The 19,249-nt window shown below is 41.1% G+C and carries 19 protein-coding genes and 1 pseudogene; 8 read left to right on the top strand and 12 right to left on the bottom strand.

The features are described 5' to 3' along the window. Positions 1–14 precede the first annotated feature (14 nt). The 9 genes and pseudogenes from LC586_RS13055 to LC586_RS13095 form a co-directional block, all read right to left on the bottom strand. Positions 15–923 (bottom strand): RpnC/YadD family protein, encoded by a 909-nt coding sequence (locus LC586_RS13055; RefSeq protein WP_229485229.1) that lies wholly within the window; start codon positions 921–923, stop codon positions 15–17. Positions 924–1,017: 94 nt separating this feature from the next. After that, positions 1,018–2,736: a serine/threonine protein kinase gene (locus LC586_RS13060; protein WP_229485230.1), complete on the bottom strand. Its 1,719-nt coding sequence runs from the start codon at positions 2,734–2,736 to the stop codon at positions 1,018–1,020. Positions 2,737–2,908: 172 nt separating this feature from the next. Beyond that, a complete protein-coding gene (locus LC586_RS13065) occupies positions 2,909–3,745 on the bottom strand; it encodes an alpha/beta fold hydrolase (RefSeq protein WP_229485268.1) in 837 nt (278 codons plus the stop codon). A gap of 118 nt (positions 3,746–3,863) precedes the next feature. Next, on the bottom strand, positions 3,864–4,784 hold the full coding sequence (locus tag LC586_RS13070; protein ID WP_229485231.1) for a bestrophin family protein: 921 nt from the start codon (positions 4,782–4,784) through the stop codon (positions 3,864–3,866). Positions 4,785–5,361: 577 nt separating this feature from the next. Continuing rightward, positions 5,362–5,766, bottom strand: coding sequence for a VOC family protein (locus LC586_RS13075; protein WP_229485232.1), 405 nt, complete (start codon positions 5,764–5,766; stop codon positions 5,362–5,364). Between the two features lie 632 nt (positions 5,767–6,398). Then, a complete protein-coding gene (locus LC586_RS13080) occupies positions 6,399–6,800 on the bottom strand; it encodes an STAS/SEC14 domain-containing protein (protein ID WP_229485233.1) in 402 nt (133 codons plus the stop codon). A gap of 142 nt (positions 6,801–6,942) precedes the next feature. After that, complete coding sequence (locus tag LC586_RS13085; RefSeq protein WP_229485234.1) at positions 6,943–7,803, bottom strand: SIMPL domain-containing protein; 861 nt, start codon at positions 7,801–7,803, stop codon at positions 6,943–6,945. 182 nt (positions 7,804–7,985) lie between these two features. After that, positions 7,986–8,234 (bottom strand): annotated as a pseudogene (locus LC586_RS13090) (hypothetical protein); the annotation flags it as partial. A 378-nt stretch (positions 8,235–8,612) separates the two neighbouring features. After that, entirely contained in the window at positions 8,613–9,677 is a 1,065-nt protein-coding gene (locus LC586_RS13095; protein ID WP_229485235.1) for an NAD(P)/FAD-dependent oxidoreductase, read from the bottom strand. Between the two features lie 144 nt (positions 9,678–9,821). On the opposite strand from LC586_RS13095, the gene LC586_RS13100 reads away from it, so the two are divergent. The 3 genes from LC586_RS13100 (at position 9,822) to LC586_RS13110 (ending at position 12,869) form a co-directional block, all read left to right on the top strand. Next, positions 9,822–10,664 (top strand): YaaW family protein, encoded by an 843-nt coding sequence (locus LC586_RS13100; protein WP_229485236.1) that lies wholly within the window; start codon positions 9,822–9,824, stop codon positions 10,662–10,664. After that, positions 10,646–12,025: an O-antigen ligase family protein gene (locus tag LC586_RS13105; RefSeq protein WP_229485237.1), complete on the top strand. Its 1,380-nt coding sequence runs from the start codon at positions 10,646–10,648 to the stop codon at positions 12,023–12,025. Before LC586_RS13100 ends, LC586_RS13105 begins: the two co-directional genes overlap by 19 nt. Before the next feature lie 325 nt (positions 12,026–12,350). Continuing rightward, the gene (locus tag LC586_RS13110) at positions 12,351–12,869 is read left to right on the top strand and encodes a hypothetical protein (RefSeq protein WP_229485238.1); all 519 of its coding nucleotides are present in this window, start codon (positions 12,351–12,353) and stop codon (positions 12,867–12,869) included. Between the two features lie 111 nt (positions 12,870–12,980). Here LC586_RS13110 and LC586_RS13115 read toward each other — a convergent pair whose 3' ends face one another. Beyond that, positions 12,981–13,169: a DUF6887 family protein gene (locus tag LC586_RS13115; RefSeq protein ID WP_229461752.1), complete on the bottom strand. Its 189-nt coding sequence runs from the start codon at positions 13,167–13,169 to the stop codon at positions 12,981–12,983. A gap of 156 nt (positions 13,170–13,325) precedes the next feature. After that, positions 13,326–13,475 carry a DUF6888 family protein gene (locus LC586_RS13120; protein WP_229485239.1) on the bottom strand — a complete coding sequence of 50 codons (150 nt, stop codon included), beginning with the start codon at positions 13,473–13,475 and terminating at the stop codon, positions 13,326–13,328. 192 nt (positions 13,476–13,667) lie between these two features. On the opposite strand from LC586_RS13120, the gene LC586_RS13125 reads away from it, so the two are divergent. From LC586_RS13125 to LC586_RS13145, 5 genes are all read left to right on the top strand, one after another. Then, positions 13,668–14,189 (top strand): Ycf51 family protein, encoded by a 522-nt coding sequence (locus LC586_RS13125; RefSeq protein ID WP_229485240.1) that lies wholly within the window; start codon positions 13,668–13,670, stop codon positions 14,187–14,189. Positions 14,190–14,820: 631 nt separating this feature from the next. After that, positions 14,821–16,011 carry an iron-containing alcohol dehydrogenase family protein gene (locus LC586_RS13130; RefSeq protein ID WP_229485241.1) on the top strand — a complete coding sequence of 397 codons (1,191 nt, stop codon included), beginning with the start codon at positions 14,821–14,823 and terminating at the stop codon, positions 16,009–16,011. Then, on the top strand, positions 16,008–17,240 hold the full coding sequence (locus LC586_RS13135; RefSeq protein ID WP_229485242.1) for an aspartate aminotransferase: 1,233 nt from the start codon (positions 16,008–16,010) through the stop codon (positions 17,238–17,240). The genes LC586_RS13130 and LC586_RS13135 overlap by 4 nt, the downstream gene beginning before the upstream one ends. An 85-nt stretch (positions 17,241–17,325) precedes the next feature. Next, complete coding sequence (locus LC586_RS13140; RefSeq protein ID WP_229485243.1) at positions 17,326–17,610, top strand: hypothetical protein; 285 nt, start codon at positions 17,326–17,328, stop codon at positions 17,608–17,610. Next, positions 17,607–17,867: a PIN domain-containing protein gene (locus tag LC586_RS13145; RefSeq protein ID WP_229485244.1), complete on the top strand. Its 261-nt coding sequence runs from the start codon at positions 17,607–17,609 to the stop codon at positions 17,865–17,867. Before LC586_RS13140 ends, LC586_RS13145 begins: the two co-directional genes overlap by 4 nt. A 47-nt stretch (positions 17,868–17,914) precedes the next feature. Here LC586_RS13145 and LC586_RS13150 read toward each other — a convergent pair whose 3' ends face one another. Beyond that, positions 17,915–19,198, bottom strand: a complete 1,284-nt coding sequence (locus LC586_RS13150) for an RNA-guided endonuclease InsQ/TnpB family protein (protein WP_229485245.1) — start codon at positions 19,196–19,198, stop codon at positions 17,915–17,917. Positions 19,199–19,249 lie beyond the last annotated feature (51 nt).

A 19,249-nucleotide genomic window follows, 5' to 3' on the forward strand; every position in this document is an offset into this window, starting at 1 on the left:
TCAAAGAAGTTCCATTAGTTCATAAATTGCCGTAATTCATCTAGAATATTCACGCTCTTAATTCCCTGCTGAATTGCTTTTAATCTATCTAAATCTGAAATTTGAGAGATTTCTGGCATCAGTTGCAATCCCTCAGCACCAAATTTTATCTCCAAAGCGAGTTCAATACCTAAAAGCATCCCTTCTTGCCGTCCTTCTTGCCGTCCTTCTTGCCGTCCTTCTTGCCGTCCTTCTTGCCGTCCTCGTTCTTCCCCACGTTGTTCGCCCTCTCTCAAAATTTGCTGATACCAGGGAGATTCGCGTAACACTGCCATATCCCACCTCATGATTTGCTGAACTAAAGCGCTGTCTAATACGAAGGTAGCAAAAAAAGCCATAACAATTTCTAACTGGCTCAATTGCTCATCGGCGCGGAGAATTTGCAATGCCCGTTGCACAGTGGATTCTTCTGCACCTCCTTTGAGAATTGGGACAAAGGGAAGCAAGGAGGGAACAGGTTGAGTAAAAGCGATTTCGACATCGACTTCCCAAAGGTTGATAACACGGTAGTCTTGACGCGCCTGTAAATCTGCAAATTGCGATTGATAGCTGGTGGGAATTTGAACATCACTTTCTTTGAGGATGTTAACTAGTACCGGATAGGTGGGCAAATTGTACTTTTCTTCAGCTAGTGCTGCATAAGCCCGCATCCGTTTAGGCATTTCAGGTTTGTAGCGTAATTGTAACTCGTTGAGTACGATAAATTCGCCATATTGGGGACTGGTAGCGCGGACTAAGACATCACTCTCACGGCTAATCCACTGGAATTCGGAGTTGATAATTTCTCCGCATACAATATCGGGAATTTGTGTTACCCATTTTACCCAATTTTCGGGTGCGAGGCTGATTAATCGCTTGGTGCTAATATCTGCTGCTTTAGCCATAGGGGGTGTAGATGAGCATAGTTGTAGTTTATGGCTAAAGTGGCGATATCTACGATGGGTTACGCCTATGTACTGTTGTACTTTGCTAGAGATTTTATAAATTACTCGATATTGTCTTAAACTTTTCTGCCGTCCCCAAAGAATAATCTTCTAACTTAAAATCAGCAAAAGGCTTCTTTTCTAACCTATCCCGTAATGCTTCATCAATAATTACACCTGCTGATTGTTTTTTAACACCAATGATTATAATACTTCTCTGATATTTAGTTAAATCCTGATTTGCCTGACAATCACTCCGTTGAAATTGTCCCAAATTTAATATACGATAACCTTTGATGCTTGGTGTATTAATAAATAATTTTTTTACTAAAAATTGTATTTGTTTGGAACGTTCTAGAGCCATTCGCTGTTGAACTTCTATATTACCTTTACAAGAAACTGTGCCTACAGAAATAATCTCACTAGGGTCTTCCATTATATTCTGTATACCTTCTTGTTCTAAGCTCAACTTTAAAAGGTCAAGACTAATAATTTCATCATTATATTTAATTTGAAAATTGCTACCTAAAAGCCATTTATATTCTAGTGATAAAACAGCTACATTAAATTCGGCTACCCTCCCTTGACTATCCCTACCTTCTTGATAAGAAAAATAATCAATATTACCTTTGTTTTCTGGGGATTGCCCGTAATTTTGCCTTACAGAAAATTTTGATGTCCGCGTTGCTAAGGCCGCTATACTAAGTAATCCTAATATCACTAGCAGCGTTGCAAAAAATTTCAGTAATGGTACTTCTTCTGGTTTTTTCTGTGGAGCAAATGAAGTTTTAGTAATTGGTGGTGGCAATTGCTCAATGTTACAATTATCTAATAAATTAAGATTTTCAGCCGTAGTTTCTGTTAGTTGGGTTTCAATTTCTTCTAGGCATTGTAAAATCTCTTGGGCATTAGCGGGACGCTTTTCTATATCGGGTGCTGTGAGCCAATCAATTAAATTCAATAGTAAGGGTGAGATATGGATAGCATGATTTTGCCAGTGCAATAAATTTTGCTGCATATCATACATATCTAAGGGATGGTATCCCGTGAGTAAAAATACAAATGTGCGCCCCAAGGCAAAGAAATCTGATTGCGGTACTGCTTGAGCATTCATTTGTTCTGGAGCGCTGTAGCCAGATGACATCAGTGCTGTCATCCCGTCGCCGTTGCTGAGTTTGTCTGGGTAGGTTCCATCAATTTCAGTGGCAGTGCCAAAATCAATCAGTACCAAATCCCCCCAGCCCTTCCCAAGGGGGGATCGAATCATGATATTAGATGGCTTAATATCTCGATGCAGGTACTGTTTACTATGCACTAAATCCAAAATTTTTACCAATTGTTTTAACCAGGCTACAGCTTGTTTCTGCGAAATAGGGTAATTCTGCTGTAACCACTGTTCTAAGTTGTATCCACCGATTTTTTCCATTGCAATGCAATGCAACACTAAACCATTTCGGGTTTGATACTGGAAGTAACTATCCTCTTTGGGAATGCCGGGATGATTGAGTTGTCCTAATACGGTTACTTCTTGCTGAAATAGTTCTACTGCTTTGGCGTCGCCTGATAAGTCCTCCTTGAGTATCTTGAGGATTTTAGGGGTATCTTGTTCATAAGCTTCATAAACTTTACTAAACCCTGTTTTGTCACTCAACAGGCTCGTCACCCGATAACGCCCTAGCAATTCCAAATGGGAACCACAACTTTGACAAAAGCGGTTTTGATGATTATCCGGGTGATTTGGTTTAGGGCAAACGGGATTGATACAAAGGCTCATGAGTGGGGAGTGGGGAGTGGGGAATGGGGAATGGGGAGATGAGGGAGATGGGGGAGATGGGGGAATAACCAATGCCCAATGCGCCATGCCCCATGCCCAATCTCGCTAGACATCACTCCTATTAATTCTTCTGTTGCTGTATGATAATCCCGTCCAATAATTATGAGATTTTCTATCTGTGTTCTGCCAAAAAAGCTGCTACAGTTTGGTTAAATGCCTCTGGTTGTGTCAAAAACGGCCAATGGTTGCCGGGAACTTGGCAGATACGTAAGTTTTTAAGATAGGTTTTGTATGGTTGAATTTGCCAATTTTGGCGGTTCAATCCTTGTTCTGGCTGGACGAAAATGGCAGGGGTGTCAAGGGGAATTGTAAAACCAGGCACTTGCATTACTGCTTCAAAAATCCCGTCGCGGGCGGCTATAGTAAATTTGCTGCCCCAACTACCATCGAGTTTTTGTTCTATTCCTGCTTGGAAAACTTGCTGTTGTAAGGAACTCCATCCTTGATATTGCTTTAACTGCTGTGCTTGTTGTTCGGCTTCTTCATAACTGACAAAGGGGCCCATGCTTTTGAGAAAAGGCAAGAAGCGATACAACATGGGAAAAGTTACCCTGAAAAGGCTGGGCATTTTCCAGATAAAAATTGGATCGACTAGAATTATACTCCGCAAACGCTTTGGGTTTTGCCTTGCCCAGATGGCGGCTAATTTGCCTGTCCACGAATGACTTACAATATGGGCAGATGTCCATCCGAGATGATCCATGAGTGCTTCGAGGTCTGCGATCGCACTCTCAAAGCTATAATCTCTCTCAGGCTTACTACTTTGGCCATGTCCGCGCATATCTGGTGCAACTATGTGGTAGTCTGCCGCTAAGTAATCTCCTAAACTAGACCACACTAGAGCATGGTCGCCTAAACCGTGTAACAGCAGTAAGGGTTCTTGCCCTTGGTTCCACTCTAAGTAAGAAATTTGAATATCAGGCTTTGATAAAGTTTGACGTACAGGCATCATTGCACATCCACCAATGAAGAGATAGTTTCGCGTTTATATATTACTGCGAAAGAAGATGGACGCAAAAAGATGGGACTTGACAGCTATAATCAAGGTTTGAAAATTCTTCTCCATCTCAACTTTTATCATAGGTCAAATTACCTGGATGCGATCGCGCATTTGGAGTCAGAGTAATTAAATCGTCAATATTGCGTTTCATCGTCTCGCAAATCGCATCTAGAGGTAAGTCGTTAGAATCATAACCAAAGGGGTTTTCTATCTCCAAGCCGATGGCTTCAATGCCAAATACTGTAAAACCAACAAAAGCAGCAATTAAACCTGTCCACCAACCCAGACTCTCCACTATTTGAAATGGGAACAACAAACAATATAGTAACAATAATTGCTTCAGATGAATGGAATAAGCTAATGGCATAGGTGTTTTTAAAATACGTTCGCAAGCTCCTAAGTTATCCACAAGATTATTCAATAATTCTTGCATAGATGTTAACTGATAGCTATTAAGGCAATTGCGATGATACTGTTGCTGTAAATAATCTCCTATCCAAAAGGCAACCTCTATGGGAGGATTATTCATAATCTTCAGTTTTATATACTTACTAGATGGCATTAAATCCTCTAACTCGCTATTGACTGCTTCTCCCCGCAAATGTAATTTAGTTGTCACAGCAAAAGCTACCAATAAATTTAGTGCTGTAATTTTATTTTCTTTATCTTCTGGAGAAATTTCGTCAATTGATACCCAAATTTGACGTGCCAGATTTCGGATGTTATTTACTAGAGAACCCCAGCATTTTCTCCCTTCCCAAAATCGCTCATAAGCAGTATTGGTACGAAATACAAGTAACAAACCTAAAACGATACTAGGAATAACACTTCCTAAAATAGGTTGGGATACAGGCATCTTAAAATGGTAAAGTAGAGAAATCAAAAAGCCGAAAGCTCCACACCATAAAATATGTTTGTAAATTGCTTTGAGAACTGAACCTTTAAGTTGTAATTTTAGGCATAGCCATGTGAGTTTTTCGGCTGTCATGTAGTCACCCTAAGAGAATATTTAGTGAACCGATAGATAAAATATCGATACTTTAAAAATAATAACTATAGTAATAGCACAATTGACAAAGAGGATACTGTAAAAAATACTGTTGCGAAGCTCACAATATATGCTGGCGGTAATGACTGTATCTTACCTTCTGTTACAATCCGCTGAGGTAGCTAGGGGAGGCTGATCCCAAGCGTATTGCCTTCTGCTATATAAAAGTCAAAAGCAATCGCGGCTAATTGTAAGGAAATGTAAAGATTTTTCGGCAGATGCATAAATCTCGCGCCTCACGCCGATAAATCGATAGAAGAAAAGGTACATGGCTATCGATGATTGTCAGTCGGTATCATCTATCCCAGTAAATCAAAAAGTTCTAACCTGTACAAATCCTGACTTTTGATGTCATGTGCAAAAGCCCACGAAAAACCTAACCCCCAACCCGTGGCGGGAAGGGGGAAATTCAAAGTCTCTCTCCTTAAAGGAAGAGAGAAATAGAAGTGAGGTTTTCCAGATGCCATGAAAAGTCAGGTACAAATCCTGCCCTGTAAATTAAACCTTTAGACATAACTTATTTAGTTATGTCTTTTTTGTTAGTAGTCTCAAAACGTTGAATTTCAATTAAATAACCACTGGGATCACGCAAAAAACAGTGGTAAATGTTGTACTTTTCGTTTAGTGAAGGTAGTTTTTCAAATTCAACGCCACGATCTTTGAGATATTCAAACCATTCATCTACCTGCTGTGTTACCAAGGTAAAAATGACACTTGATTGCTTGTCGGCTGGAGGAGTTGAGATTTCGCTTGTTTGACAAAAACCTAAGTATCCAGAACCACTGACAGTATAAATCCGACAGGTTCCTTGATCAAGCCATAACTCCAAACCGAGTTTTTGTTCGTAGAATTCTGTAGATGCATTGAGATTATGGGTATAAAAGAAGGTAATTTGTTGGTCGATTTGCGGATAAACAGACATAAATACATTTGAGTATATACCCTAACGACATCTGGCGATCGCATAGGTGAAAATTAATTGATGTTAGAAACCTGTTACTGCTCCAGATGCCTTAAACGCATCTGGAGTTTCTTTTTGGAAATAAGCGATGTCTACGACGGGCTGTTCGGTGTCGCAATTTTCCAAATCATCCGGATATGCCAAAACACGGCTGAATAGGGATGCATACTGAATTATCTATATCTAAACATGGGGCATCAGTTATTGATGTACCCCTCCTGCCAAACAACTCTCGCAAAACAGCCTCAGATTAACTGGGGCTGTTTTGCGTTACTTCCGATAGAGAAGTTGGTAAACGAGAAGCACAGTGGTTTGTCCTCATAGACTTTTATTTACATTTGAGTGTATACCCTGATGACGTAGGATTCTCTTACGGTGAAAATTTGGTATAGGTAAATGCGTATCTTTCCTGGCTCCAGATTTGCCACAAATATTTCTGGAGTTTTTTCATTATTGGTGTTTAAAATTACCCATCTAATCTAAACTCTACTGAAAACGGCTGAATTGCAAAACGTACTTGGCTTCGACAATACTCACAGCATCCTTTCGCACGTTCAGCAACAGCCTTTTTCTGTTGCATCGTGACTCGATTTTCAGACATACATTTGCGTCTGAATTCCTAAATTTCCCATCAAAGCAATGAGTGAAATACCACGCAGACGCGCCAACTCTGCTAAATATTCAATGCGTTGTGCTTGCAGTTTTTCTATCTGTTCAGTTAAGTTCAATAACTCTCTATATTCATTGCTTGTGATATTTTCAGCCTCTCTTTTACTAAGTAATTCGTTGTAATGGTTCTGAGTATCTGAAGGAATACCTTGATTAATTTTAAGTAACAATTCAGCCTCGGTTTGCGGCAAGCTAGAAGCTTTGCGTTGCGCTTGTAAGGCGAGAACTTGAGATACAAATCGCTCTAAATCTGGTTGATTTAACTGCTCAACTGCCTTTAGTAGTTCTTCAGAAGATAGTTGTATTTCAACTTTCGCTGTTGACATTTTTTAGATTTAACCAGCTAACTTATTGATATTCTATCAACTGACTCATAACAGTGAGTGCTTACGGGCAAAGCAAAATAGTTAAGCGATCGCACCCCCAATTTTGACTAAATCAAAGTGCGATCGCACTAAATATAAATGTTTATTTCGTTATATATGTCACAAAAATATCCTTTTTCATCTCTACTTCCGCCGCAGCATCTGGATTATAAGTCGGTGATAATAAAAAACTAACAAATGACGGTAAAGGAACTCCAGTTTTGGAACTACATGAGGGATACAATAATGTATAAAAAGGTTCGGCTACAGAAGGAGTACCAAGTTTAACACCCATAGCAGTTGCTAAAGCCTGAGCGCGACTTTGAGCGTCTTTCATCGCTGATTGATAAACTGAACTCTGTAAAGCCTGACAATCATTTACTGCATACTCAACGCCCACACTCTTGACAGAAAGATTTTCAATTTCGCTTGTTGCTTTGTTTGCTGTACCAACAATTTCCTGCACGCGCTCGCGTGTTGGTTTTTCGAGTCTCACCAATATCTTTGCGTTATTTTCACTGGAATTTGTGCTAATTTGCACTTGAATCTTATCAGCATTAATCCCTTTGGCAACTAGGCTATTAACTACAGGCTGAAGAGTTGCTTTAGTTAGTGATTTTTTGCTTGGTAAAGATTCTGCTGCTGTTTTGTAATTTAAAAGTAGAGTCGGTGAGGATATGCGGCGGGTTTCGGGTAGAGATGACGGTTGCGTTTCTAACTGATCAGTGCTAGCTCCCCTACTGAATACCAATTCAATATCGGCTGTATCTGCTGGCACTCTCACGGCCCCTTGACCGATTACCATTAACGAATGGCGATCGCTTGCTGGTGGGTAAAATAATTGGGCATTAGTGACTTTGGGCGTTAATGCTCCCACCCCGACAGTCATGGTAATACTTACCACCATTAGAGCAGTTATTTTTCTCATGTCCTGGGAATATCCTTTGAACCTAGTAATTGTCAAAGTTTACACCTCAAGGGGAATATACTTAAAAAAATATTAACTCATCCCATGTCTACGAAAACATCGCAAGTCTTTCCGACACGCTCCTGCGATCGCTCCTTTTCATAGCCGTAGGGAAATCGAAGTCATTAGTCATTCATACCAATAACTAAGGACAAATGACTAATGACTAAAGATTTTCGTTAACCAAACCAGTGAGAGGGTTCACAAGCTGATTGAACTGTTTCACAAACACGATGGCTAATCCAATCTGACTTTTCTTGAACAATTAAACAAATGCCTTGGTGAATCAAATTCTGTAAATGTAGTTGCTGCTCTAAGGGTTTACGAGGCAATTTGTAATAAGCCAAGCTTCCTTCTTCAGCCTCCGCTAGCGGAATATGTCCGTCAGACATGGCGCTGTAAAAGGAGGGAATACGGTTGAGAACGAAAGTTGGCTTCGCTTATTTTAGTTAAAATTTATACTGTTTTACAGCATGATTTATTAAAGCAGCGTCCAATATGCTGGTAAATTCGCTACATTTTATATTTATAATCCTAATTATTTCAAATTTATGCCAAAAAGGCATAAATCTACATAAAACGCAGCATAAAAGCTAGGGGATCAAGATTAACGGTAATAAAACAACTTGAATTAGGAACAAGTTTTTAATGAAGTTAAGCTCTGTTGTTAATTTACATCACTTTTTAGAATTGTGGCAAAATTTGCTGTTTCATCTAAAAAACTTATTTGTTGCATGTTGATTTAGTAACTCAGAAAAATAGCGACTCGCTAGACGGAAAAATCAGTCTAGCGACAGATGAAGGGATCAGACAAAAACGTTTAGAAAGTTCACATTATCTAAAGGTAGATGACGCAACTTATTATTAATTTCATCAGCAGCAGCTAATCCAGAAAGCATCGCACCTTCGGCAAGATTGCCGCCACACCAATCACCACAGCAAACTAAAGGTAAGGGAGTTCCGGTAGACAAAAAAGCTTCATGCCAAGGACGGCTAGGAAAGGCATAACGCCAACGATGTACTTGCATCCATTCAGGAGTATTCAGCCAAGGAAGGGACAGAGATTCAGCTGCTCGTTGCAACATAAGCTGTCCGACAGGTTGTAAATCCTGGGATTCTAGATGGCGTTGAGCGAAATCAGCGCTACTTTGCACCACAAAATGTGGTTGCTGAGGGTTTGGACGCTTGCTACTGTCCAAACCAATCCATGCTAAATCAGCATCATCTACAAAAGTTAGAGCTTTCCACTGAGGGAGTGGTTGGGATGTGGAAGGATATCCAGCGATCGCACTAATTGAAGGGTAAAATTCCACAGAACGCAAATTATCAAGAAAGACTGCATCCAATACACTTTCACCCAAAGGTTCCAACAGCATCACAGCTTGGGGTGCAGGAATGGCGACGACTAAAGCTTTTGCAACTAATTCTTCGTTGCTAGATTCGAGAGTCAAACGCCAACTATTTTCGACAGTTGGGGTAATAGCGATGACACGCTGATTCAGTAATATTTCTAAACCTGGGGCGAGGGATTTAGCTATCGCACTCATTCCTCCAGGTGCAACATATCGCGGACTGCGGTTTTTGGGTTCAGATAAAGGAACGCCTGCTGTGAGTTTGTAAACCTCCTCTGTCCAAACTTCCAGGATATGGCGCGATCGCAATATCTCCACAAAACGTCTAAATAATTCACCCTTTGGCTCCAGGTAACAAGCCCCATGATCCGCGCAAGTTCCATGCAAGCGGCGTGTAGCCAGCCTTCCTCCCAAACCACGGGACTTTTCCACCACTAACACCGAATATCCAGCTTTACTTAACTGCTGGGCGCAGACTAAACCGGCTATTCCGGCACCAATCACTGCAATATCAGTCATGAGTCAATAGTCCCTAGTCATTGGTTATTAGTTATTGGTCATTAGTTATTCGTTATTATCAAAGGACAAAATTACTACTAATGACTGCTGAAAGCTAATAGTAGAATAAGGTACACAAAGCTGCATAGAAGGGAGGAAGGGAAATTGGATGAAATGAGGGCGGCGCTAGAGTTAGCGACCGAAGAAGAATTGCAAGATTTAACGGCAATTCTATTTAGTCGTAAGTTCAATCCCCTAGACTATGTACACACACCCGAACCCATCGAAGTGCAAAGCCAAGACCGCAAAGCTTGGCTAGACGCACTAGAGGGCCGCTTTCGCTTTTTGGCGGCAGACGGGATGACAGTATTGCGGGGACGCACAGGCCAGGTAACTTACCGAGAAGCATTAGTTCACGTATGTAAGTATCTAAAAATTCCCTATTCTAATCAGCTGGCAACCATTGATTTAGAATCAGAAGTATTTTTGCATCTGCTAGGACAGGTGTGGAAAAAATTGCCTGAACAGGAAAAGCAAAAATTGACTGTACAAGTGCAGCGTCAGCTTGTCAAATCAGAATTAAAAGAACCGCTACCACTTTTATTGCAACGTGACCCCTTGGGCTTACTTTTCAAAGGCGGTAGTGCGATCGCTGTTACTTCTATGCTCCAGCCATTTGTACTTAAGCAAATTGCTCGTCAATTTGCCATCCACTTTGCTACTTATGAAGTAGCCAAACAAGCGGCGATTACAGGCTCAGAAGCAGCTACAAAGCAGTTTCAAAGCTATGTAGCTATGCAAATGGCGCAACGGGGTATGACTGTGAATGCAGCTCGTTATGGGGCAGCCCGCACCATGTTTGCTGTGATTGGGCCGATAATGTGGACTTGGTTTTTTGCAGATTTAGGGTGGAGAGCGATCGCCACTAACTATGGTCGGATCATCCCGACTATTTTCACTTTAGCTCAAATTCGCCTCACTCGTGAGGAATGTTGGGAGCCAGCTTGAACAAGGTTTTTGACTATTTCAAGTCTCGTTGGCGATCTTCTTGGAACTACTCTCTATGGGCACTGTTAATCTTCCCATTGAGTCCTTTAGTGGGGGCTGTGACTATCGGTTTTGTCTCATTAATCACTTGGTTGAAACAATCCCGCAAAATTAGTCGCCGCCCCCTCAACTGGGGATTTGCCCTTTTGAGTGTCTTGCTGATCGTGAGTGCTGGGTTTGCCGATGACAAGACAGCAGCTTTCCTCGGCTTATTTAATTTATTACCCTTCTTTTTACTTTTCGTTGCCCATAGCGCCCTGATTCAAACATTTACCCAATTGCGGCAAATGGCTTGGGTTTTGGTGATCGGTTCTATGCCCCTGGTAATTATCGGCTTGGGGCAGTTATTTTTAGGCTGGAGTTTGAATTTAGAGATTTTATGGGTTGTGTTGAATTGGATAATCGTACCAGGAGGAAATCCGCCAGGTCGCATAGCCTCACTCTTCTTGCACGCTAACACCTTCGCAGCTTATCTAGCGATAATTTTCATTCTTGGTTTAGGGTTGTGGCTAGAAAACTATCAGCAACTAAGAGTCAAAAGTAAACAGTCATTTCTCCCCCATCTCCCCAGTAGAGACGTGATTAATCGCGTCTCTAGCCACTCCCCACTCCCCTTTCTCTTCCTAAGCGTGGCGATGATTACAAATTTCATCGCCTTGATTTTTACCAACTCGCGCAATGGGTGGGCGATCGCTATTTTTGCCTGTTTAGCTTATGCACTCTACCAAGGTTGGCGCATTCTTGTGGGTGGCGTCGCTGCGATCGTCTCTAGTGTGCTTTTGGCAGCTTTTGCTCCCTCGCCAGTCGCTCAAATTTTTCGTCAGTACGTTCCTGCCTTCTTTTGGGCAAGGTTAAATGATGACATGTATCCAGATAGACCAGTCGCTTTAATGCGAAAAGCTCAGTGGCAGTTTGCCTGGTCTTTAGCTCAGGAACATCCTTTGACTGGCTGGGGGTTACGCAGCTTTAGTGGACTCTACCAAGCGCAGATGCAGATTCCCTTAGGTCATCCCCATAACTTGTTTTTGATGTTATCTGCTGAAACTGGTTTTCCCAGTACTCTGTTATTTTTTGGCTTACTCGCTTGGATTTTGATTACAGGTGTCCAATTCCTCCGAAAGTCAAAATATATAAATAAAGAAGACAGATTGATATTTTTCAGTTATCTTCTGGCTTTTGTTGGGTGGGTTCTATTCAATACAGTAGATGTAACCATATTCGATTTTCGTTTGAATGCGTTTTCATGGTTAATTTTGGCTGCCATCTGTGGAGTAGTACATCGTTATAACCTACATGACAGGCTTGCATCTCATCCAAATTAGTCAAGTCAGGAAACGACAAACAGCAACTTCAAATATCCATCATTTCATTTTCAGTGTATGCACTGGGGACATTTAGAGTTTCAAGTTAATAAGATTACTATATTCACGTCTGTGAGTGTGACTAATACCTAATTAGTTACTGTTGCTGATTGTTGGGAAGGTGTAGGGACAACCCTTTGGGCTTTTCCTGCATGACGGGCATCTCTTGTAGATGCCCTTTTGTATATATATTTATTATTTTTATTCAGTTAAAGCACAATTTTAAAACCTATTGATTTGACGGAATATCTAAAAAAATCTTATCTTTCATAAAGGAATGTAAAACATGGTTACTGAAATGAAATTAGGTCTTTGTAACCCGCCAGAACCTATTTATTTGCATGTGAAAAGCGGAGAATTAAACGGAGAATCCTACCTATGGTATAACTACGATATAAATAATGATCAAACTATTCCTGTCCACAAAACAGGGCTAACTGGGTATATCTCTGAACTGAAATTAAAATCGGGAGAATTTAAGGGAAATGTCAACAATAAATTACACATCGTTGTTAGAGCGGATGAAATTTATGTTGTTAGGACTGGAATAGAAACAAACTTTGCTAAAACTTTCCTTTTAGCTGCATCATGTGTCCAGGATTTTTCCAAGCCCCTGATTATCGCTGCAATTGCTGGAAAAGAGAATGTGGTTTTTTGTAACCTCTACGACGCGGCGACTAAAACCAGGATTCGCTCTGAATGGAACAGAGATGCCGATTGGCTAGCAATCATTGATAGTGTTCAAACTAAGTTGCAGACATCTCAAAATTCCCATATTGTCTCTGGTGAGCCAATACTATTCTAGAAAAATTGTGGAGGCTGGGGAAGTTGGTTAAGCAATTTATTTCCCAGCTTTATTCGCTACAACCTAACAAAATCGCATTGCTCCCTAACGGAGTGATGATTTGTTTTTTAGTTATGGCTCTAAGCCTTGGTTACGTTTTTCTTGGATGACTTGTTGTAGTTCATCTACTGAATTGAGACGTTTGCCATTAGACTGAACGTGTAATGCTAGGGCGTGAATTGCTTCGGTATCGCCACGATTTTGTAAAATATAATCTCGCAATTGCTTGCGTGTCATTTCTCTAAAGTTAGGCTTATTCATAATCAACCTCTGCTTCTGGATTAATTAAGCTGTTACGCATAAAACTAGTACATTTACCTGATGACTGTTGACCGTTGACTGATGACCGATAACCGTCAACCGTCAACCGTCAACCGTCAACGATTATAAAGAATGTTTATATAATTTAGACGCATATCAGCTTACTACAACTGTCTCTTCACCTGCTATTACTACGATGTTATTTGTTCGCTCATCTAAGGTAACTAGGTAAACCGGGAGATATATTCGCGTTAGCCAAGTCAAGACTCGGTATAACTGTTTCAATTGTTCTGAGGTTGGCTCCATTTCACCGCTCAACTTAGGCTAAACCCAAGTTTAAACTTTATTATGACTGCGATGTCTGACGACAAGCCGAGGAAGCGTCTACGCACCCAATATTCTGATTGGCATTAAAGACTACGATAATCAGTATGGTGTAAGCTCTCGGTAAAATGGGTGTGTCGGTAACGAAAAAAAGACGCATCCATAAGCAACCTTATGCTCACAACAGCTAACTTTCTTCAGTACACCCAATGGTCAGGTATAGCTACCTTGCTATTTGCTGCTTTAACAGTTTTGGCTTTTATTCTCAAATGGGGCATTCGCTTTCGGCTGGTGGGTACGACTGGCTTTATGCTGGTGCTGACGGCTGGTTTATTTGCACTCTCGATAGTCCCCTTGAGTCGGACTGTGATTCCAGGAGCAGCCCGGTACACTTTAGTTTATGACAATGGGTCAACACAAGCCGTGATTGCCACATCACCCCAAATTACACCCACACAATTAGATGCAACTTTACGTCAAGCAGTTAGTAATCTGTTTTCTTCTGGTCGCTCAGGTACACGGGAAGAGGACAAGTTGACAGTTCGCGCTCGTACCATTATCCACCCGGAGCCAGGGACTTCTGTACCAGTTTACTTGGGTGAGGCCAAGCGATCGCTCGTTTCTCGTGAAAATTCTGCGATCGCAATCGAAATTTACACAGAAAAATTCGCCCAATTGCCTAAACCTACCGCTTAAGAGGCAGGGGGCAGGGGGAATTTTTGTACAAGTTTCTCCTTATCCCCTGTCTCATGCAAGAGGACAAAAATAATTTACCTGTTATCAGGATGACATAATTCATTTTGTATTTACCGATACATTTATAGTTATTTTTAGATTAAGATATTCACACTTTTAGTGGTTACACTTTGGGAAAAAGTTAATTAACGTACAGGTAATGGGTACTGACAGTTGTGATTTGTCAGTTGTTATCCTAATTACCACTGTTGACATTTTCACAAGTCTTTGCAGCAAATGAATTAGCTGTCGGGGCGTACAGATAAATGTTCGCCCCTACGCACCTATCCATAGCTAAAATGACTATCGACAGATTATTCAGTTCTCAATCCCTTTTCTTGAGAATCTGAGAATGGTAATGTTAATTAATTATACGGTTATTCAAAACTTTGATAGTTCGGAATTTCAAGCTAATGGGCATTATAGATTCAAGCAACTTCGTGAAACTACTCTGTCTAGTTGATTGCTTGGCTCAAATCCAAATGAGTCGGGTGTAAGGTTGGAGCTATCCAAAAACCAGTTTGGCAACAAGTATTCCTTGTCACCAGTCTATTAGATTAAGAAATATCAAGGTTTTGGCAAACTAGATTATATGTCTAATCAACTTTCTACTCAACCTTCTTTGTCTACTCAAACCTCTAGTTCATTATTTACGCTCACAGTTGCCCCAGCAAAGGTAATCCGTGGTTCTGGGGTGTTGCAAGCAGCCGCAGCAGAGATCGCCTGTTTGGGAAGTCGTCCCTTTGTTGTGGCAGGTGATTCTACTCTCGCCATCAGCCGAAAAAATTTGCTCCCAGTTTTAGAAACGCAACAGTTACATACTGCCCAAGCTTCATACAGTGCAGATTGCTGTGAAGCTAGCCTGAAATCTTTACACAAGAAAGCAAAAGAACATAAAGCTGATGTAATTATCGGTGTTGGCGGTGGTAAAGCCTTAGATACGGCGAAATTAGTCGCGCATCAGTTACAGTTACCAGTGGTGACAATTCCTACATCAGCGTCTACTTGTGCAGCTTGGAGTGCCCTGTCGAATGTTTATTCGGAAAATGGGGCGTTTCTTTACGATGTGGGGCTGTCTCGTTGTCCCGATTTATTGATACTTGATTATGACTTGATTAAAACTGCACCACAACGGACTTTAGTCGCTGGAATTGGTGATGCGATCGCTAAGTGGTATGAAGCCTCAGTTAGCAGTGGGCATTTGCAAGACACTTTAATTATTGCGGCGGTGCAACAAGCACGAGTTTTGCGAGATATCTTGTTGCAAAAGTCAGCCGCAGCCCTGAAAGAACCAGGTAGTGAGGTTTGGCGAGAAGTCGTAGACGCGGCTGTTTTATTAGCTGGGGTAGTTGGAGGGCTTGGAGGGGCACAGTGTCGCACAGTTGCGGCCCATGCCGTGCATAATGGTTTAACGCACATTTCAGGACATGGCAGTATTCATGGCGAAAAAGTTGCTTTTGGGATTTTGGTGCAATTGCGTTTAGAAGAAATGCTACAAGGCAATCAACTAGCAGCATCGGCACGGCAACAGTTGTTAAAGTTCTACACAGAAATTGGACTGCCCCAAAAATTAAGCGATCTGGGATTGGGCAATATTACATTAGGCGAGTTGCAAACAGCCTCTGAAATTGCCCTAGTTCCTAATTCTGACATCCATCGACTTCCGTTTAAAGTCGCGCCAGAACAGTTAATGGCGGCAATGGTTTCCACCACTGCACCCATAGATAGTAGAGATATGAATCGAGTTTCGCCCAAGGGAATCAGTGACGAGGTTGAAGCATGAGTTTAAATTGGATTGTCCCAGCAGAACGTATACAAAAACTGCCGCCCTATGTATTTGCCCGTTTAGATGAACTAAAAGCTAAAGCACGGGAACAAGGGTTAGATTTAATTGATTTGGGTATGGGAAACCCCGATGGTGCAACACCAGCACCAGTTGTAGAAGCTGCGATCGCAGCCTTAAAAGATCCCGCCAATCACGGTTATCCTCCTTTTGAAGGCACTGCTAGTTTCCGCCGGGCGATTACCAACTGGTATCATCGCCGTTATGGTGTGGTTCTCGATCCTGATAGTGAAGCTTTGCCGCTACTCGGTTCTAAAGAAGGATTAACCCATTTAGCACTTGCCTACGTTAACCCTGGCGATTTAGTTCTAGTTCCTTCCCCAGCTTATCCCGCACATTTTCGGGGGCCAGCGATCGCAGGCGGAAAAATTCACAGCTTGATCCTCAAACCAGAAAATGACTGGTTAATTGATTTAGCGGCTATTCCTGATGAAGTTGCTAAACAAGCTAAAATTCTCTATTTCAACTATCCCAGCAATCCCACTGCTGCCACCGCACCCCGCGAATTTTTTGAAGAAATCGTCGCCTTCGCCCGCAAATATGAAATTTTGCTGGTGCATGATTTGTGTTATGCCGAGTTAGCTTTTGATGGTTATCAACCCACTAGCTTGCTAGAAATTCCCGGCGCGAAAGAAATTGGTGTAGAATTTCACACCTTATCTAAAACCTACAATATGGCTGGTTGGCGCGTTGGGTTTGTGGTGGGTAATCGCCACGTAATTCAAGGTTTACGGACATTAAAAACTAACTTGGATTACGGCATTTTTGCAGCATTACAAACAGCAGCCGAAACCGCTTTGCAATTGCCAGATGTGTATTTGCACGAAGTACAACAACGCTACCGTACCCGCCGCGATTTCCTGATTCAAGGGTTAGGAGAGTTGGGTTGGGATATCCCCAAAACCAAGGCGACTATGTATCTTTGGGTGAAGTGTCCCGTTGGTATGGGTTCTACGGATTTTGCCTTGAATGTGTTACAGCAAACTGGCGTTGTTGTTACCCCAGGTAATGCCTTTGGGATTGCAGGTGAGGGTTATGTCAGGATCAGTTTGATTGCCGACTGCGATCGCTTGGGTGAAGCTTTACATCGCTTCAAGCAAGCTGGCATCCGCTATCAACCTGAAAGCGTAGTTTCTACTTCAGAAGCGATCGCCGATCTCGTTAGTTGATTAGAGAAAGGAAACCCAACATTACATGACTAAAATGATTGCTGATCGTGTTTGGTATAATGTAAAAAAATAGAAAGAGTTAACAATGATTGGTACTAATATTTACATCAGTCAAGAAACTCAAGAATCTCTAATTAAAGCTGCGGCTTTAAAAAAAATGTCTGTTGAAGAACTAGCTTCTTCTATTTTGAGTGAAAGTATCCAAGAAAAGTTGGGGCAAATCAGGTATTCTTCGGAAAATAAAAGCAAATTTGCCGTTAATCCTCTTGGAGAAATGCAACCCTATGCTTATTTGGCAGATCCTAATGAACCCGTTATTTCTGATGATGATTGGGAAATGAATCAAAATTATGAAGTGAACGATTTGTGATCATTCTTGATACTCATATTTGGGTTTGGTGGAATCACAATGATTCAAAGTTGACTCCTCCCTACCGTGAAGCAATAAATAGGGAAAGACCTCATGGTTTAGGTGTTTGCTCCATAAGTTTGTTAGAGATTAGCAGACTTGTTACCCAAAATAAGTTAATTCTTCCATGTTCGATTCAAGAATGGTTCGATATTGCTTTGGCACAAGAGGGAGTAATTCTTCTATCAATCACTCCCCAAATTGCCATTGATTCATAGTTCTAAATCACATAGTCAAATATAGTCAGACGGAAAGCGATTTAGATTTAAGCAACTTCACTTTTAGCACAGACGCGCCGAAACAATGGAGTTATTCGCCTTGGATGCACTACCAGACATCCCCTATCCCTTAGAATAGACTTGAGACAGTCGAAACCTTCGGGATTACTTTTTCTGCCAATGTTAAATGCAGCATTTACGTCGGCATGAATTTTAAAACCATCCTTACTCACATACCATGCGCGTTGCACACGCTTACCGGAGAATGCGTATTTTATCTTGTTGTTAGGTTCATAGGTTGGGATGATATCCCAATCAATCGCAGAAGCCTTGCTTGTATAACTCTCTTCTGCAACCTTAACTGTAATACCGACTCGTTCTAACTTATAAGTCAGCATCTCGATAAATTTAGCGTGTGGTATCTGGGTAAAGTTCTGGTTTGTACACTTGCCTAAATTAAGATGAGTTTTCCATTGCTCGTTTTTTCCTATTGATACGTGAGTTACTCCCAAGCGGAGAAATTCATCCACAATCATTTTCGTGGATTGATGCAAGTAAGAATCTACGAAATTATTCCGATTGCGAACTATATTTGCAATACGCCGCGACTTACCTTTTCCGTTTAGTAGAAAACCTCTGAACTTTGCAAGCTGCTTATTGTAAAACTGGTTTACTGATTTTAGTGGTTTGCCGTTTACAGCAATGGGTTGAATACTTGGGTCGTTAAAAACAATGGTAGCTAAGTTATCTAAACCAATATCAATAGCAGCATTGAGTTGCGGATTTAAACTGCCGCATAATTGTGAGTGGTCTGGGATTTGATAAACTACTTCGATAACAAAGCATCCGGTTTTTGGGATAATTCGTAGCTCGGACAAATCTTCAAATTTTAGTCCAGACTTTACCGGAATCCTGATTGGTGACATAGACGGGATTATCCAACCTTTCTTGAACTCCCTCTTTCCAACTGCTTGATGATTAAATTTAACTAGGTTTTTATCCTCAATGTAGTTAGGTGGTTTGGGTCTACCTGTGAATTTACTTGAATCGATTTTGTAGGCTGACAATGCTTTGTAGTAAGCAATCCAAGCGTCTGCATTTTGCTTTAAAACAAGTTGTGCTACCTTCGCTGGTATTGCTTTGTAGTTCTCGTTTTGTTTAAATAAGGAATCTAACTTTGCAAGAGGTTGCGTACTCCAACCATAAAAAAATGCCTGACGTTGGGTGAATTGAGCGGTGTTATAAAGCTTGCGAGAAACTGTGGTAATTTCAGTGCAATAATCAAACCATTCATGTGCCTCTTTTATTATGTGCTTTTCGACTTGATGCATATTTATCAAATTTTGGCAATGAAATAAGTATATCACTAAAGATACAAGAAG

The organism is Nostoc favosum CHAB5714 (assembly GCF_020829495.1).
GTDB lineage: Bacteria > Cyanobacteriota > Cyanobacteriia > Cyanobacteriales > Nostocaceae > Nostoc > Nostoc favosum.

Coding starts and splice junctions, on each gene's coding strand:
- LC586_RS13055 (WP_229485229.1), bottom strand. CDS start 923: ATGGCTAAAGCAGCAGATATTAGCACCAAGCGATTAATCAGCCTCGCA.
- LC586_RS13060 (WP_229485230.1), bottom strand. CDS start 2,736: ATGAGCCTTTGTATCAATCCCGTTTGCCCTAAACCAAATCACCCGGAT.
- LC586_RS13065 (WP_229485268.1), bottom strand. CDS start 3,745: ATGCCTGTACGTCAAACTTTATCAAAGCCTGATATTCAAATTTCTTAC.
- LC586_RS13070 (WP_229485231.1), bottom strand. CDS start 4,784: ATGACAGCCGAAAAACTCACATGGCTATGCCTAAAATTACAACTTAAA.
- LC586_RS13075 (WP_229485232.1), bottom strand. CDS start 5,766: ATGTCTGTTTATCCGCAAATCGACCAACAAATTACCTTCTTTTATACC.
- LC586_RS13080 (WP_229485233.1), bottom strand. CDS start 6,800: ATGTCAACAGCGAAAGTTGAAATACAACTATCTTCTGAAGAACTACTA.
- LC586_RS13095 (WP_229485235.1), bottom strand. CDS start 9,677: ATGACTGATATTGCAGTGATTGGTGCCGGAATAGCCGGTTTAGTCTGC.
- LC586_RS13105 (WP_229485237.1), top strand. CDS start 10,646: ATGTTGGGAGCCAGCTTGAACAAGGTTTTTGACTATTTCAAGTCTCGT.
- LC586_RS13110 (WP_229485238.1), top strand. CDS start 12,351: ATGGTTACTGAAATGAAATTAGGTCTTTGTAACCCGCCAGAACCTATT.
- LC586_RS13115 (WP_229461752.1), bottom strand. CDS start 13,169: ATGAATAAGCCTAACTTTAGAGAAATGACACGCAAGCAATTGCGAGAT.
- LC586_RS13120 (WP_229485239.1), bottom strand. CDS start 13,475: ATGGAGCCAACCTCAGAACAATTGAAACAGTTATACCGAGTCTTGACT.
- LC586_RS13125 (WP_229485240.1), top strand. CDS start 13,668: ATGCTCACAACAGCTAACTTTCTTCAGTACACCCAATGGTCAGGTATA.
- LC586_RS13130 (WP_229485241.1), top strand. CDS start 14,821: ATGTCTAATCAACTTTCTACTCAACCTTCTTTGTCTACTCAAACCTCT.
- LC586_RS13135 (WP_229485242.1), top strand. CDS start 16,008: ATGAGTTTAAATTGGATTGTCCCAGCAGAACGTATACAAAAACTGCCG.
- LC586_RS13140 (WP_229485243.1), top strand. CDS start 17,326: ATGATTGGTACTAATATTTACATCAGTCAAGAAACTCAAGAATCTCTA.
- LC586_RS13150 (WP_229485245.1), bottom strand. CDS start 19,198: ATGCATCAAGTCGAAAAGCACATAATAAAAGAGGCACATGAATGGTTT.